The following is a 14,803-nucleotide window of genomic DNA, read 5'->3' on the forward strand; positions in this document are numbered from 1 at the left end:
CGCAGCCTTACGATCAGGCTGCGGCGGCGAACGTCCTGCTGTCAGGACCCGGTGACTTCGGGCAGGTCGAGGACGACACCGGCGGCGTCGGCGCGCTGCCAGACGCGGCGGACGGGATAGCGCGTTTCGTGGCCCGTCACCGAGAGCGTGAAGGTCGGCGGCAGACGATGCCGACGGGAAACCGACAGCTTGGCGCCGCCCGGTGACATATCCCGCAGGATGCAGCTGATGGATTCGCCGTCGGGGCACCGGATCGTCGCCGGAATTAGGACCTCCCGCCGATTGCCGTCGCGCCTGTTGGCTGCCGCATCGACTGGGAAGCCGGACTCGTTGCCCTTCATCCGCGCCATCCCAATGCGCTCTACTTGATTGCGCGCATGATGCGGCGGAAACGACTGACAAAGTCTGACTGCGCCGCCTTGCACATCGGTCTTCACGCATTCGTGCGAGCGGTGAGCGTGTGGCGCCGGGAGCTCGGTATGCCGACCCGGCTGCAGGGGGGACGGTCGAGCGCAGTGGAGGAATGGCGCACCATCCTCGGATCCCGCCGACTTGGTGTAAGGGGCAACGCAAGATTCTCCGTCCTGGGACCCGTGCATGCCGGCCGACCATTCCGCCCTGTCGCTCGCCCAAGAGCTGATCCGCTGCCCCTCGGTCACGCCGGAGGATCGCGGCGCCCTCGACGTGGTGGCGCAGGCGCTGGCCGAGGTGGGTTTCGCGATCGAGCAGCCAATCTTCTCCGAGCCCGGCTATCCCGATACGCCGAACCTCTACGCCCGGCTCGGCGCGCGCGGGCCCTGCCTGGTCTTCGCCGGCCATACCGACGTGGTGCCCGAAGGCGATGGCGTCTGGCGCCATGGGCCGTTCGAGGCGGCGGTCGCGAATGGCCTGCTCTACGGGCGCGGCGCCGCCGACATGAAGGGCGGCATCGCCTGCATGCTGGCGGCGACCTTGGCCTTCGTCCAACGCCGGGGCGACGCGTTTCCGGGCTCCATCGCCTTCCTGATCACCGGCGATGAGGAGGGGCCGGCGGTCAACGGCACCGTCAAGTTGCTCGACTGGGCCCGCGCCCGGGGTGAACGCTTCGATCATTGCCTGCTGGGCGAACCGACCAATCCGGGGCGGCTCGGCGAGATGATCAAGATCGGCCGCCGCGGCTCGCTCACCGGCAAGCTCACGGTGCTGGGGCGCCAGGGTCACGTCGCCTATCCACACAAGGCCGAAAACCCGATCCCCGGGCTGCTGCGGCTCGCCTCGGCGCTGGTGGCCGAGCCGCTCGACGGCGGCACCGCGCATTTCGACGCCTCGAACCTCGAATTCACGACGATCGATGTCGGCAATCCCGCCACCAACGTGATCCCGGCCACTGCCCGGGCGACGTTCAATGTCCGCTTCAACGATGATTGGACCGCTGCCAGCCTCGGGGCCGAACTCCAAGAGCGGCTGGAGCGTGCAGCCGGCAACGCCGTGCGCTTCACCCTCGACCTGCAGCCGTCGAACGCCCCGGCCTTCCTGACCCAGCCGGACGCCTTCGTGGATCTCGTCTCCCGGGCGATCGAGGCCGAGACCGGGCTGACGCCGACTTTGTCCACCACCGGCGGCACCTCGGATGCCCGGTTCATCAAGGATGCCTGTCCGGTGATCGAGTTCGGCTTGGTGGGCGAGACCATGCACCAGGTCGATGAATGCGTGGCCGTGGCGGATCTCGACCGCTTGACCGCGATCTACGAGCGGGTGCTGGACGCGTATTTTTCGGCCTCGGATTGAAGGCGCTCGGCGCGCCGAGCCTATCGACCAATCCGTCTAACCCCGCGCCCTTATCTTGAAATGCCCGCGCCAGCGGGCCGCGCAGGAGCTGCCGGGACGGCTCAGCGAGCCCTGGAGGGCTGCTTCGCGGCGTCTGCTCTGCCAAGTCCCTCAGGATGAGGGGTCAGATCGGGATCCGCGTTGCTTGGACCGTCTTCCGCCTGAGATCAGGCCGTCAGAACGATCTCAGGCGTAATCCACCCCCACGAAGGTCAGCCCAGCCGCCGGCGCCAGCGGCCCGCACCGGCGCTTCTCGCGGGACTCCAAAATATCGGCGACGTCGTCGGCCGAGAGGCGGCCGCAGCCGGCGAGCATCAGCGTACCGACCATGGCCCGCACCTGGTGATGCAGGAAGGAACGCGCGCAGGTCGTCACCACGATCTCCTCGTGCAGCGCCATCGTGGCGCGCGCCACGTCCAGCCGTTCCAGCGTCCGCACGGGGCTGTTCGCCTGGCACTCGGCGGCCCGGAACGCGGAGAAGTCGTGCAGGCCGACCAGGCGCTGGGCGGCGCGATGCATCGCCTCTGGATCGAGCGGCCAGTGCACCTGCCAGACATGCGCGCGGGTCAGCGCGGCCGGGCTGCGGCGGTTCAGGATGCGGTAGCGGTAGTGCCGGCGGATCGCCGAGTGTCGGGCGTTGAAGCTCGTCGGGACGATCTCGGCGGAGAGTAGTGCCACGGGATGCGGCCGCAGATGTGCGTTGATGGCGTCTCGCACCGTATCGGTCCGCCAGTCCTTCGTGAGGTCGAGATGGGCGACCTGATGGATGGCGTGGACGCCGGTATCGGTCCGGCCCGCGCAGGTCAGCCGGGCATCCTCGCCGGAGAAGCGCGTCACCGCCGCTTCGATCGCCCCCTGCACCGTGGGTTGATCGGCCTGACGCTGCCATCCGGAGAATGGGCCTCCATCATACTCGATGACGAGCTTATAGCGTGGCATCAGCCGAGGCTTGCGCCGGGCGCGATGCGCGCGCCGCGCACGAACTCGGCACCGCTGGCGCTGCCGCCCTTGCCGGCGCGGCGCAGTTCCAACAGGCGGACCGCCCCCGCGCCGCAGGCGACGAGGCCCTCCGCATCGAGGAGGGTTCCCGGCGTACCCGCGACGTCGCTGGCCGAGGCGCGCAGCACCTTCACCCGCTCCGGCCCCTTGCCGAGATCCACCTCGAAGAACGCTCCCGGGAACGGCGACAGGCCGTTGATCCGGTTCGCGACCTGCGCCGCCGGGAGCGACCAGTCGATCCGCGCCTCCGCGTTGTCGATCTTGTGCGCGTAGACGACACCCTCCTGTGCTTGCGACGTGAAGGTCAGGTCGCCGCGGTCCAGGCGTTCGAGAGCCTGGGACATCAGCTCGGCGCCGACGGGCATCAAAGCATCGTGGAGCGCGCCTGCGGTCATGCCCGAAGCGATCGGGACGCGCCCTTCCAGGGCGACGGGGCCGGTATCGAGGCCCGCCTCCATGCGCATGATTCCGACGCCGCTCTCGGCATCGCCCGCCATCACCGCGCGCTGGATCGGCGCGGCGCCGCGCCAGCGCGGCAGCAGCGACCCGTGCAGATTGAGGCAGCCGTGCTTCGGCGCGTCGAGGATCGCCTGCGGCAGCAGCATCCCGTAGGCCACGACGACGCCGATATCGGCCCGATGCGCCGCGAAGGTCTCGGCCGCCTCGGGCGACCGCAAGGTGGCCGGCGTCAGGACGGGGATCCCGAGCGTGTCGGCCAGAATGTGGACCGGAGAGGGCCGCAGGCTCATGCCGCGGCCGGCCTTGGCGGGGGCGCGGGTATACACGGCCACGATGGTGTGGCCGTCCTGCGCGAGCCGCGCCAGCGTCGGCACCGCGAAATCCGGCGTGCCCATGAAGACGACGCGCATCGGGATCAGGCCGCGTCGCGCTTGGCAGCCTTGGTGAAGCGCTTGATTACCCGGTCGCGCTTCAACTTCGAGATGTGGTCGATGAACAGCACGCCGTTAAGGTGGTCGATCTCGTGCTGGATGCAGGTCGCCAGCAGGCCGTCGGCCTCGATCTCCTGCTCGGTGCCCTCGAGATCGCGGAACTTCACGCGGACCCGGTCCGGCCGCTCGACCTCGGCGTAATATTCCGGGATCGACAGGCAGCCCTCGTCGTAGACCCGCTTCTCGTCCGAGGTCCAGACGACCTCCGGGTCAATGAAGACCCGCGGCTCCCGCACGCCCTCTTCCTTCGAGGTGTCGATGGTCACGACCCGCTTGGCGACGCCGACCTGGATCGCCGCGAGCCCGACGCCCGGGGCGTCGTACATCGTCTCGAACATGTCGGCCACAAGGGTACGGATCTCGGGCGTGATCGGCCCGACCGGATCGGAGACGCGGCGCAGGACGGCGTCGGGGAGGATGACGAGCGGACGAATGGTCATGGCGGAAACCGGCGAGGGGAGCGCCACAGACGCGGACTCCGAGGATTCCGAGGCAATATGGCGTGGGTCGGGGCCGGTCAAATACCTCAGAAGGCCGTGCGGCTGCGGATCGCCGCGGTGAGCGTCCCCTCGTCGAGGTAGTCGAGCTCGCCGCCGACCGGGACGCCGTGCGCGAGGCGCGTCACCTTGCGGTCGAGGTGGCGGATCGACTCGGTAACGTAATGGGCGGTGGTCTGGCCGTCGACGGTGGCGTTCAGCGCCAGGATGATCTCCTTCACCGCCGGATCGGCCGCGCGCTCGACCAGGCTCGCGAGATTGAGGTGCTCGGGCCGCACCCCGTCCAGCGCCGAGAGAACGCCGCCGAGCACATGGTAGCGCGACTTGACCGCGCCGGAGCGCTCCAGGGCCCAGAGGTCCGACACGTCCTCCACCACAACGAGGGTCGAGGGATCGCGCTCGGGATCGCGGCAGATCGTGCACGGCTCGGACGTATCGACGTTGCCGCAACTGGTGCAGACCACGATGCGCTCGGCCGCCACCCGCATGGCATCGGCCAGGGGGGCCAGCAGCGTCTCGCGCTTCTTGATCAGCTGGAGCGCGGCCCGCCGCGCCGAACGCGGTCCGAGGCCCGGCATCCGGGAGAGGAGCTGAATCAGGCGCTCGATTTCGGGGCCGGCGACGGCTTGGGGCATCGTGCCTCTTGGGCGGGGGCGAGGATCTGCGAAACGTCCGGCAGGGCATAGCGGCCGGGGGGCGCTGCGCAAGGGCGCATCTCCGCCCACCTCCGAGATGGGTATTTCCAGCCGACTTTGCCGAAGCCGGAATTATGAATACCCAGTTCCATCTGGTTACAGCTGCAGCCTCTTGAGGTCAGCACAGTGGTCAAGCCCGCTGGACCACGTTGCAGACGCCCGGGCACACCCCGTAAGACAGCAACGCTTGGCCGCCTATCCAGTATGGGGGCGAGCGACCGGGGAACGGTGATCCAGCGTGCGGCGGTCCTGTCCGACTGCACGGACGTCCCCCGGTGCAATCCCGGATGCCGGAGGCGTCCGGTCTTGTCGCGTCGACGGCACGAACAGGGGCCTCGGGAGATACGCTCTTGACCAACATCGGTGATCACAACGCGGCCCACGATGCGGAGGCCGCCGGCTTTCGTGCGCTGAAGGCCGTCCACTGGAATTTCGAGGCGCCGCGCCTCTACGAGGAGGCGCTCGCCCGCACGGAGGGTCAGCTCGCGCGCGGCGGCGCCTTCGTGGCGACCACCGGCAGCCATACCGGCCGCTCGCCCAAGGACAAGTTCGTGGTGCGCGATGCTACCACCGAGAACGAGGTCTGGTGGGAGAATAACGGGGCGATCACGCCCGAGCAGTTCGCGGTTCTGCACGAGGATTTCCTCAAGCATGCCGAGGGCAAGGAGCTGTTCGCCCAGGACCTCTATGGCGGTGCCGATCCGGCCCACCGGGTGAAGGCCCGGGTGTTCACCGAGTTCGCCTGGCACTCGCTGTTCATCCGCAACCTGCTGATCCGGCCGGACCGCGCCGAGCTCGCGTCCTACGTGCCCGACCTGACGATCATCGACCTGCCGAGCTTCCAGGCGGATCCCGCCCGGCACGGCTGCCGGTCCAAGACCGTGATCGCCATCGACTTTTCCAAGAAGCTCGTGCTGATCGGCGGCTCGGCCTACGCGGGCGAGATGAAGAAGTCGGTCTTCACCTACCTGAACTACATCCTGCCCGGCCAGAACGTGATGCCGATGCATTGCTCGGCCAACGCTGCGCTCGATGCCGAGGGCGGCTCGGCGATCTTCTTCGGCCTGTCCGGTACCGGCAAGACCACCCTGTCGAACGATTCCTCGCGCCAGCTGCTCGGCGACGACGAGCATGGCTGGTCGGATGCCGGCATCTTCAACTTCGAGGGCGGCTGCTACGCCAAGACGATCCGCCTCTCGCGCAACGCCGAGCCCGAGATCTACGCCACCACCGAGCGCTTCGGCACGGTGATGGAGAACGTGGTGATCGACCCGGTGACCCGGGTGCCGGATTTCGACGACGGCTCGCTCACCGAGAACACCCGCTGCGCCTACCCGCTCGACTTCATCGCCAATGCCAGCGCCACCGGCCGGGCCGGGCATCCGAAGAACATCGTGATGCTGACCTGTGACGCCTTCGGGGTGATGCCCCCGATCGCCAAGCTCACCGGCGCCGAGGCGATGTACCACTTCCTGTCGGGCTACACCGCCAAGGTCGCCGGCACCGAGCGCGGCCTGACCGGGCCGGAGGCGACCTTCTCGACCTGCTTCGGCGCGCCGTTCATGCCCCGGCACCCGAGCGCCTACGGTAACCTGCTGCGCGACCTGATCGCCAAGCACAGCGTCGATTGCTGGCTGGTCAATACCGGCTGGACCGGCGGCGGCGTCGGCACCGGCCGGCGCATGCCGATCCGGGTCACCCGCCGGCTTCTGGCCGCGGCGCTGGACGGCTCATTGGCCCAGGCCGAGTTCCGCCGCGACCCGTATTTCGGCTTCGCAGTGCCGGTCTCGGTGCCGGGCGTCGAGGCGGACATCCTCACCCCGGTCAAGACCTGGGGCAACAAGAGCGCCTTCGTCGAGACGGCGGCGCGGCTGGTGAAGATGTTCGACGACAACTTCAAGCGCTTCGAGGCCCATGTCGATTCCGACGTGCGCGCCGCCGGGCCGACCGCTCAGGCGATCGCCGCGTAAGCGTCGTACCGACCGGGCGGCCCATCCTGCGGCCGCCCGCGCTCAGCCGAGCCCGGCGATCAGCTTCGCGAGAAGCCTGTTCAGGATGCGCTGCTCATCCTCGGTGAGCGGCGCCAGGACTTGGCGCTCGGCCTCGATATGGCGCGGAAGCAGGGCATCGATGAGCGCCGAGCCCTTACGGGTTAGCGCGACCAGTGTCCCACGCCGATCCGACGGGTGCTTCCGACGCTCGATCAAGCCGGCCTTCTCGAGGCGGTCGATCCGCGCGGTCATCCCGCCCGATGAGATCATCGCGGCCTCGCACAGGGCGGTGGGCGTCAGCGCGTAGGGCGCACCGGACCGCCGCAGCGTCGCCAGCACGTCGAACTCACCCTGCTGCAAGCCGAATTCCGCGAAGACCGGGTTGAGCCGGTCGCGCAGGACGACCTGCGCCAGCTCGGCGAGCCGGCCCAGAACCTCCATGGGAAACGCGTCGATATCGGGCCGTTCACGCTGCCACTGCGCCACGGCCTGGGCCGCACGATCCATCCCGTCCACCACGGCGCAGCCCCAGATATCTTGACGTAAAGATACTTTGCGGCGAGATTTTAGGTCTGCCGATTCCGGATGGCAATCGGCTGGGATCGCCCATGGATCGGGAGGGGACGATGAATGCACCGGCTGGGATCGCGACGCCCCGTGCCGCGCCGCCGGCCTACCTTCTGCTCTTGTCGACCGGCGCCTTGCTGGGTCTCACGACCGTGGTCGCCGGCCTCGCCAGCGGGCTGGGCTGGCCTCCGATCGCCTTTCTGTTCTGGTCGGCGCTCGGCGGGGGGCTGATTCTGGCAATGCTTGCAGCCGAGGCGGGCGAACGGCTGACACCGTCGCCGGCGCTCCTGCGCTACGGGCTGCAGGCCGGGCTGTTGAGCTTCGCCCTTCCGAACATCCTGTCGTTCGCGGCGATCCCCCATGTCGGGGCCGGCTTCGTGGCGCTGTGCCTCGCCTTCCCGCCGCTGCTGACCTACGGCCTCGCGCTGGCCCTCGGGATGGATCGGCTCTCGGTCCAGGGGCTGGCCGGCATGACGCTCGGGCTCGGGGGGGCGCTGCTGTTTGCCGTGTCGCGCCTAACGGGGGCCGATGGGGGAGGGCTCTGGACCGGGCTCGCGCTCGCGGCGCCGCTCAGCGTCGCCGCCGGCAATATCTATCGCTCGGTGGCGTGGCCCGACCACGCATCGCCGCGCCTGTTGGCGCCGATCATGGTTCTGACCGCCACGGCGCTCATCGGGGCCTATGCGGTTGCCTCCGGAATCCCGCTTCTCGCAGTGCCCTCGGCCTCGACGGCCGGCCTGCTGCCGGTGCAGGTGGCAATCATCGCCGCCACCTACGCGCTGTTCTTCGTCTTGCAGAAGCGCAGCGGCCCGGTCGGGCTCAGCCAGATCGGCTGGATCGGCGCGATCACCGGCAAGGGGCTGGCGGTGGCACTGCTGGGTGAAAGCTTCCCGCCGATCCTCGCGCTGGCGATCCCGCTCATCTTGGCCGGGATCGTCCTCGTCAGCCGGCGACCGCGTTGACCAAGACGTGGCTCGCGAGGCTGGACCCACCTGTCCGAACCTCGCCCTCATCCTGAGGTGCCCGCGCCATCGGGCCTCGAAGGACAAGGGGATAGATTCAGGGGGCCGTCGCCCCGAACCTGTGTTTCGGGCTGCCCCTAGAACGGCAGTTTCATGCCGGGCGGCAGGGGCAGGCCCTTGGTCAGCTCGGCCATGCGCTCCTGCATGGTCGCCTCGGCCTTGCCGCGGGCGTCGTTGCAGGCGGCGACGATCAGGTCCTCGAGGATCTCGCGCTCGTCGGCCACCATCAGGGACGGATCGATGCTGACGCCCTTCGTCTGGCCCTTGGCGCTCATGGTGACGCGCACGGAGCCGCCGCCGGACGCACCGGTCACCTCGATCTCATCGAGCTCGGCCTGCAGGGAGCCCATCTTCTCCTGCATGGCCTGAGCCTGCTTCATGATGCCCATCAGGTCGCGCATGCAGCTCTCTCTCGTCGCGTGAAGGTCACTGGAGATGGGGATGGTGTCGGCGCGTCGCCATGTGCGGCCGCGCCTGCGCCTCAGAAGTCGTCGTCCGGGACCTCGTCCGCCGGCACCGGATCGCCGTCCTCCGTGATCGCCGGTTCGGCGGTCGGCGGGGGCGCGGTCTCGCGCACGTCGACGATCTCGGCGCCGGGAAAGCGCGTCAGCACCTCGCGCACGAACGGATCGGCGGCGGCGTTCTCGCGGCGGGTCTCGGTTGCGGCCTTGACGGTGGCATCGAGGGTCGGCGCACCCTCTTCCTTCGAGACCGAGACGACCCAGCGCTGTCCGGTCCAGCGCAGAAGCGCGGAGGCAATGTCGGTGGCCAGGCTCGACCGGCCGCCCTGAGCCAGGCGAAACTCGATCCGCCCTTCCTCGAAACGAACCAGGTGGACGTCGCGCTCCAGCGCGGTCTTCAGCAGGATGTCGCGGTTGGCGTCGGCCAGGGCCACGACGTCCTCGAAGCGGGTGAGCCGCGGTGCGGGCGGTGCGGCCGGCCGTTCCGACGGGACGGCCATCGGGGTTGGGGCCGGCGCCGACATCGCCACGGGCGCGGGCATGGGGGCCGCCGCGGCGGACGCCATCGGAGCAGCGACCGGCATCGGACGGGGCGCGACGGCGGCCGCCGTCTGGCCGCCGCCGCGCAGGTCCGGAATCGGCGGCAGGGGCGGGCGACCGGAGGAGGATGGGGCCTCCTCGATCGGCGCCGCGGCGGCCTCGGCCTTCAACAGGCGCAAAGCCTCATCGGGTGTGGGCAGATCGGCTGCGTAGGCGAGGCGCACGATCGCCATCTCGGCCGCCGCCAACGGACGCGGCGCGGCCTGGACTTCGGGAATCGCCTTCAACAGGATCTGCCAGGCCCGCGACAGGGCGCGGATCGAAAGCTTCTCGGCGAACTGGCCGCCGCGCACCCGCTCGGTCTCGCTGAGCGTCGGGTCGGAGGCGGTCTCGGGCACGACCTTGAGCCGGGTGACCAGATGCGTGAACGCGGCGAGGTCGGACAGGACCACCGACGGGTCGGCCCCCGAATCGTACTGCGCCCGCAATTCCGCGAAGGCCGCCGGGACGGCGCCGCGCATCACCGCCTCGAACAGGTCGAGAATGCGCGCCCGGTCGGCGAGCCCGAGCATGTCGCGCACGCTCTGGGCGGTGACCGCACCGGCGCCGTGGGCGATCGCTTGGTCGAGCAGCGAGAGCGCATCGCGCACCGAGCCTTCGGCGGCCCGCACGATCGCGCCGAGCGCCTCCTCCTCGGCCTCGACCTTCTCCGCCGCGCAGACCTTGGCGAGATGCGCGTGCAGGATCGGCGCCTCGACCCGGCGCAGATCGAAGCGCTGGCAGCGTGACAGGATCGTCACCGGGACCTTGCGGATCTCCGTGGTGGCGAACACGAACTTGGCGTGCGGCGGCGGCTCCTCGAGCGTCTTCAGGAAGGCGTTGAACGCCTTCTCGGAGAGCATGTGGACCTCGTCGACGATGTAGACTTTGTAGCGTGCAGAGACCGGCCCGTAGCGGATCCCGTCGATGATCGCGCGCACGTCGTCGATGCCGGTATGCGAGGCGGCATCCATCTCCAGCACGTCCATGTGCCGGGATTCCATGATCGCCGCGCAATGGAGGCCGAGTTCCGGCATCGACACGGTCGGACCGGTATCGGGGACGCCGGCGCGGGCGTAGTTCAGGCCGCGGGCGAGGATACGGGCGGTGGTGGTCTTGCCGACCCCGCGCACGCCGGTCAGCATCCAGGCCTGCGGGATGCGGTTGGCCGCGAACCCGTTGGCCAGGGTCCGCACCATGGCGTCCTGGCCGATCAGGTCTCCGAAATTGGTCGGGCGGTATTTCCGCGCGAGCACCCGATAGGGCGTCGCCGCGCTGGCGGGGCTTGCGAACCCGGGCAGGCCCGGCTCGTCGTCAGGCGTGCCGGTCGAAGCGTCCATGCGTGTCGGGTCGGGCTTCCGAGCGCCAGGAATTGAGGTGGGAGGCTGGACGAAGACCCGCTCGGTCTCGTTAGGGCTGCTTCCTTCCGGACCTGACCCGGTTGGCGAGTGAAACGTCCCTCGCCAACCCCCCGCCGGCTATATGGCCGGGCTCTTGGCCGAACGCAAGCGCCGGCTACTCGGCCTCGCGCTTCACCACCGCCAGTGTCTTCGGGTCGAGCTTCAGGTCGAACTGCTTGCCGTTCGCGTCGATCGCATCGTCCACCTCGATCATGCCGTCGTCGAGCTCGATCTCCTTCCACTTGGTGAAGCCCTCCTGGCGCAGCATGGCCTCGACCTTGGCCTGCTGATCGGGCGGGAGTTTTTCGTCCGCGCGGGCGGTGGCGGTGAGGCCCGTGACCAGGGTGAGGGCGAGAAGGGACGTCGCAAGGCGCATGGCAATCTCCGGTGTGTATAGCGTGCCGGCTTTGAACAGGAACGCGGCGTCCTGGTTCCGACAAAACCGCGATCCTCTTGAGCGCGCTTCGAATTTCCCGCACAGCTAAGGCTGCTCACGGCAGCGCCTCGGCTCAGAGGCTCAGGACTACCGACCTATGGTCACACGCGTTGCCACCGTCGCGTTCGAAGGGATCGAGGCTCGGGCCGTCGACGTGCAGGTCCAGATCATCCCGGGCAACGTCGTGTTCAACGTGGTCGGCCTGCCCGACAAGGCGGTTGCCGAATCCCGCGAGCGGGTGCGCGGTGCGTTGATCGCCTCCGGGTTAGCGCTGCCGGCCAAGCGGATCACGGTCAACCTCGCCCCGGCCGACCTGCCCAAGGAGGGCTCGCATTACGATCTCCCGATCGCGCTCGGCGTCATGGCGGCGATCGGCGCGATCCCGGCCGATGCCCTCGGCGGTTATTGCGTCCTTGGTGAGCTGGCGCTGGACGGCAGCATCACGGCGGTGAACGGCGTGCTGCCGGCGGCCATCGCAGCGGGAGCCCGCGGGCTCGGGTTGATCTGCCCGGCCGCGACCGGGTCCGAGGCGGTCTGGGCCGGGGGCGATCTCGACGTGCTCGCCCCGCGTTCGCTGATCCAGCTCGCCAACCACTTCAAGGGCAGCCAGGTCATGGCCCGGCCGGAACCCTCGGTGGCCGGTCAGGCGGGGCCGCTGCCCGACCTCTCCGACATCAAGGGCCAGGAGGGGGCCAAGCGTGCCCTCGAGATCGCGGCGGCCGGCGGTCACAACCTGCTGATGAACGGGCCGCCCGGCTCCGGAAAATCGATGCTCGCGGCCCGGATGCCCTCGATCCTGCCGCCCCTCACGCCCCGGGAATTGCTCGATATCTCGATGATCCAGTCGGTGGCCGGCGAGCTGAAGGACGGGGCGCTCTCGAACCGCCGGCCGTTCCGGCAGCCGCATCATTCCGCCTCCATGGCGGCGCTGGTCGGCGGTGGCCTCGGGGCCAGGCCCGGGGAAGTGTCGCTCGCCCATGGCGGCGTGCTGTTCCTCGACGAGCTGCCGGAGTTCACCCCGCAGGTGCTCGACAGCCTGCGCCAACCGATGGAGACCGGCGAAGTCATGATCGCCCGGGCGAACCACCGCGTGACCTATCCGGCGCGCTTTCAGCTCGTGGCGGCCATGAACCCGTGCCGCTGCGGCCAGGGGCTGGAGCCGGGCTATGCCTGCCGGCGGGGGCCGAACGCGCGCTGCATGGCGCAGTACCAGGCCCGGATCTCCGGGCCGATGCTCGATCGTATCGACCTGCGCATCGAGGTGCCGGCGGTCACCGCCGCCGACTTGATCCTGCCGCCGCCGGCCGAGGGCTCACGGGAGGCCGCGGCCCGGGTCGCGGCAGCCCGCACCCTCCAGACGGCGCGCTACGCCGCCCGCGCCCTGCCGGCCGCCACCACCAACGCCACCTGCCCGGCGACGCTGATCGAGGAGGTCGCGAGCCCGGATGCTGAGGGGACGGCCCTGATCCGGCAGGCGGCCGAGAGCATGCGGCTCTCCGCCCGCGGCTTCCACCGGACCCTACGGGTTGCGCGCACGCTCGCCGATCTCGACGGCGAGGCGCAGGTGCGCCGGCTGCATCTGGCCGAGGCGTTGTCCTATCGCGGCCGGGGCGACGCGTCGGCGGCGGCCGCGTGAGTGAGGACCTGACCGTCACGATCGGCCAGGCCAGCGCGGCCGGGCGGAAGGAGGCCAATCAGGATTTCCACGGCGCCCTGGTGCCGTCTCAGCCGGCCCTCGGCTTGAAAGGCATCGCGGTGGCGGTCGCCGACGGGATCAGCAGCAGCGCGGTCGGCGCGCTGGCGAGCGAGACCGCGGTCAAGAGCTTCCTCAGCGACTACTACGCCACCCCCGACACGTGGTCGGTGAAATCCTCAGCGCAGCGCGTGATCGCGGCGACGAATTCCTGGCTCTACGCCCAGACGCGACAGGGGCGCGATCCGCACGATCCGGACAAGGGCTACGTCACCACCTTCGACGCGCTGGTGTTGAAGGCGCGCACCGCTCACCTCTTCCATGTCGGCGATGCGCGGATCTGGCGGGTGGACGGCCGGTCGCTGGAACAGCTCACCGAGGATCACCGCGTCGTGGTCTCGGCGGCGGAATCCTATCTCGGCCGCGCCCTGGGGGCGGGCGGGCATGTCGAGATCGACTACCATGCCGTGCGCGTCGAGGCCGGCGACGTCTTCGTGCTGACCACCGATGGCGTCCACGAGCATGTCCGCCCGCGGGAGGTGGCGGCGATGATCGCGGCGGCCGGCGACGATCTCGATGCGGCCGGCCAGGCGATCGTGCAGGCCGCGTTCGAGGCCGGCAGCGCGGACAACCTCACCGTCCAGATCGTACGGATCGAGGCCGTGCCCGATGGCGATCCAGCCGACCTGCTCGGCGGCGTCGCGGGTCTCGACCCGGCCCCGCTGCTCGACCCGCCGGCCGAGTTCGACGGATACCGGCTGCTGCGCACGCTGCATTCCGGGCCGCGCAGCCGGGTCTACCTGGCGATCGATGCGGAAACGGGGGACCCGGTCGCGCTGAAGGTCCTGTCGCTCGACCTGCGCGACGACCCGGCCCAGCGCAAGCGCTTCGCGCTGGAGGAATGGATCGCCCGGCGGATCGACAGCCTGCACGTGCTCAAGGCCCATCCGCAGGCACGCCGACGCAGCCACCTCTACACGGTCATGCGCTACGTCGAAGGCCAGACCCTGACCCAATGGATGCGCGACCACGCTGCCCCCGAGCTGGAGGCGGTGCGCGGCCTCATCGAGCAACTGGCGAAGGGCGTGCAGGCCTTCCACCGCCGGGAGATGGTCCATCAGGATCTGCGGCCCGACAACGTGCTCATCGACAGGGCCGGGACCGTCCAGGTCATCGATTTCGGCGCCACCAAGGTGGCCGGGGTGGTGGAGGGCGATCCCCGGATCGAGGCCGCCGAGATTCTGGGGACGGTACAGTATACCGCGCCCGAATGCTTTCTGGGCGAGCCGTCCACGGCCAGCGCGGATATCTTCGCGGTGGGCGTGATCGCCTACCAGATGCTCACCGGCCGGCTGCCCTACGGTGATCGGGTGCCCCGGGCGTTGACCCGTGCGGCCCAGCGCAGGCTCCGCTACGCCTCGGCCCGGACGACCCGGCCGCTGCTTCCGGCCTGGGTCGACGGGGCGCTCCGGAAGGCCGTGCATCCCGATCCTGCCCGGCGCTACCAAGCCCTCTCGGAATTCATCCACGATCTTCGGCACCCGAACCCGGCCTTCACCGAGACACGCCGCGCCGCGTTGCTGGAGCGCGATCCGCTGCTGTTCTGGCGGTTGCTGTCGCTGCTGCTGGGGCTCATCGCCCTCGGGCTCGCAGGGGTTCTGGTCGCCCACCTGCCGCGATGAGGCGGAGCCGGGCTTGCGCCGCATC

The 14,803-nt window shown here is 69.7% G+C and carries 14 protein-coding genes and 1 other RNA gene; 5 read left to right on the forward strand and 10 right to left on the reverse strand.

Annotated elements, in window-relative coordinates; translation table 11 throughout:
- Positions 1-41 precede the first annotated feature (41 nt).
- Positions 42-341: a PilZ domain-containing protein gene (locus tag MKK65_RS30600; RefSeq protein WP_243961949.1), complete on the reverse strand. Its 300-nt coding sequence runs from the start codon at positions 339-341 to the stop codon at positions 42-44.
- Positions 342-597: 256 nt separating this feature from the next.
- On the opposite strand from MKK65_RS30600, the gene dapE reads away from it, so the two are divergent.
- Positions 598-1,767, forward strand: a complete 1,170-nt coding sequence (gene dapE, locus MKK65_RS30605; RefSeq protein WP_243961951.1) for a succinyl-diaminopimelate desuccinylase — start codon at positions 598-600, stop codon at positions 1,765-1,767.
- A gap of 225 nt (positions 1,768-1,992) precedes the next feature.
- Here dapE and truA read toward each other — a convergent pair whose 3' ends face one another.
- The 4 genes from truA to recR all read right to left on the reverse strand — a co-directional run bounded on the left by truA (position 1,993) and on the right by recR (position 4,887).
- Positions 1,993-2,745 (reverse strand): tRNA pseudouridine(38-40) synthase TruA, encoded by a 753-nt coding sequence (gene truA / locus MKK65_RS30610; RefSeq protein ID WP_243961953.1) that lies wholly within the window; start codon positions 2,743-2,745, stop codon positions 1,993-1,995.
- Positions 2,745-3,680 (reverse strand): methionyl-tRNA formyltransferase, encoded by a 936-nt coding sequence (gene fmt / locus MKK65_RS30615; RefSeq protein ID WP_243962059.1) that lies wholly within the window; start codon positions 3,678-3,680, stop codon positions 2,745-2,747. The genes truA and fmt overlap by 1 nt, the downstream gene beginning before the upstream one ends.
- Complete coding sequence (gene def / locus MKK65_RS30620) at positions 3,680-4,195, reverse strand: peptide deformylase (RefSeq protein ID WP_058192756.1); 516 nt, start codon at positions 4,193-4,195, stop codon at positions 3,680-3,682. Before def ends, fmt begins: the two co-directional genes overlap by 1 nt.
- Before the next feature lie 86 nt (positions 4,196-4,281).
- Positions 4,282-4,887, reverse strand: coding sequence for a recombination mediator RecR (gene recR, locus MKK65_RS30625; RefSeq protein ID WP_058192670.1), 606 nt, complete (start codon positions 4,885-4,887; stop codon positions 4,282-4,284).
- Between the two features lie 410 nt (positions 4,888-5,297).
- On the opposite strand from recR, the gene MKK65_RS30630 reads away from it, so the two are divergent.
- Positions 5,298-6,917 carry a phosphoenolpyruvate carboxykinase gene (locus MKK65_RS30630; RefSeq protein WP_243961955.1) on the forward strand — a complete coding sequence of 540 codons (1,620 nt, stop codon included), beginning with the start codon at positions 5,298-5,300 and terminating at the stop codon, positions 6,915-6,917.
- Positions 6,918-6,959: 42 nt separating this feature from the next.
- Here MKK65_RS30630 and MKK65_RS30635 read toward each other — a convergent pair whose 3' ends face one another.
- Entirely contained in the window at positions 6,960-7,445 is a 486-nt protein-coding gene (locus MKK65_RS30635; protein WP_243961956.1) for a MarR family winged helix-turn-helix transcriptional regulator, read from the reverse strand.
- 119 nt (positions 7,446-7,564) lie between these two features.
- On the opposite strand from MKK65_RS30635, the gene MKK65_RS30640 reads away from it, so the two are divergent.
- Complete coding sequence (locus MKK65_RS30640; RefSeq protein WP_243961957.1) at positions 7,565-8,467, forward strand: DMT family transporter; 903 nt, start codon at positions 7,565-7,567, stop codon at positions 8,465-8,467.
- A gap of 137 nt (positions 8,468-8,604) precedes the next feature.
- Here MKK65_RS30640 and MKK65_RS30645 read toward each other — a convergent pair whose 3' ends face one another.
- The 4 genes from MKK65_RS30645 to MKK65_RS30660 all read right to left on the reverse strand — a co-directional run bounded on the left by MKK65_RS30645 (position 8,605) and on the right by MKK65_RS30660 (position 11,343).
- A complete protein-coding gene (locus MKK65_RS30645; protein WP_243961959.1) occupies positions 8,605-8,928 on the reverse strand; it encodes a YbaB/EbfC family nucleoid-associated protein in 324 nt (107 codons plus the stop codon).
- A gap of 80 nt (positions 8,929-9,008) precedes the next feature.
- A complete protein-coding gene (locus MKK65_RS30650; RefSeq protein WP_243961960.1) occupies positions 9,009-10,907 on the reverse strand; it encodes a DNA polymerase III subunit gamma/tau in 1,899 nt (632 codons plus the stop codon).
- A 35-nt stretch (positions 10,908-10,942) separates the two neighbouring features.
- Positions 10,943-11,041, reverse strand: an RNA gene (gene ffs / locus MKK65_RS30655) — signal recognition particle sRNA small type.
- 41 nt (positions 11,042-11,082) lie between these two features.
- Positions 11,083-11,343 carry a PepSY domain-containing protein gene (locus MKK65_RS30660; protein ID WP_058192673.1) on the reverse strand — a complete coding sequence of 87 codons (261 nt, stop codon included), beginning with the start codon at positions 11,341-11,343 and terminating at the stop codon, positions 11,083-11,085.
- 157 nt (positions 11,344-11,500) lie between these two features.
- Between MKK65_RS30660 and MKK65_RS30665 the strand changes: the two genes are divergently transcribed.
- The gene (locus MKK65_RS30665) at positions 11,501-13,039 is read left to right on the forward strand and encodes a YifB family Mg chelatase-like AAA ATPase (protein ID WP_243961961.1); all 1,539 of its coding nucleotides are present in this window, start codon (positions 11,501-11,503) and stop codon (positions 13,037-13,039) included.
- Positions 13,036-14,778, forward strand: coding sequence for a bifunctional protein-serine/threonine kinase/phosphatase (locus MKK65_RS30670; RefSeq protein ID WP_243961962.1), 1,743 nt, complete (start codon positions 13,036-13,038; stop codon positions 14,776-14,778). The genes MKK65_RS30665 and MKK65_RS30670 overlap by 4 nt, the downstream gene beginning before the upstream one ends.
- The last annotated feature ends 25 nt before the right edge of the window (positions 14,779-14,803 follow it).

It is taken from the genome of Methylobacterium sp. J-001, assembly GCF_022829565.1.
GTDB lineage: Bacteria > Pseudomonadota > Alphaproteobacteria > Rhizobiales > Beijerinckiaceae > Methylobacterium.

Coding starts and splice junctions, on each gene's coding strand:
- MKK65_RS30600 (WP_243961949.1), bottom strand. CDS start 341: ATGAAGGGCAACGAGTCCGGCTTCCCAGTCGATGCGGCAGCCAACAGG.
- dapE (WP_243961951.1), top strand. CDS start 598: ATGCCGGCCGACCATTCCGCCCTGTCGCTCGCCCAAGAGCTGATCCGC.
- truA (WP_243961953.1), bottom strand. CDS start 2,745: ATGCCACGCTATAAGCTCGTCATCGAGTATGATGGAGGCCCATTCTCC.
- def (WP_058192756.1), bottom strand. CDS start 4,195: ATGACCATTCGTCCGCTCGTCATCCTCCCCGACGCCGTCCTGCGCCGC.
- recR (WP_058192670.1), bottom strand. CDS start 4,887: ATGCCCCAAGCCGTCGCCGGCCCCGAAATCGAGCGCCTGATTCAGCTC.
- MKK65_RS30635 (WP_243961956.1), bottom strand. CDS start 7,445: ATGGATCGTGCGGCCCAGGCCGTGGCGCAGTGGCAGCGTGAACGGCCC.
- MKK65_RS30640 (WP_243961957.1), top strand. CDS start 7,565: ATGAATGCACCGGCTGGGATCGCGACGCCCCGTGCCGCGCCGCCGGCC.
- MKK65_RS30645 (WP_243961959.1), bottom strand. CDS start 8,928: ATGCGCGACCTGATGGGCATCATGAAGCAGGCTCAGGCCATGCAGGAG.
- MKK65_RS30650 (WP_243961960.1), bottom strand. CDS start 10,907: ATGGACGCTTCGACCGGCACGCCTGACGACGAGCCGGGCCTGCCCGGG.
- MKK65_RS30660 (WP_058192673.1), bottom strand. CDS start 11,343: ATGCGCCTTGCGACGTCCCTTCTCGCCCTCACCCTGGTCACGGGCCTC.
- MKK65_RS30665 (WP_243961961.1), top strand. CDS start 11,501: ATGGTCACACGCGTTGCCACCGTCGCGTTCGAAGGGATCGAGGCTCGG.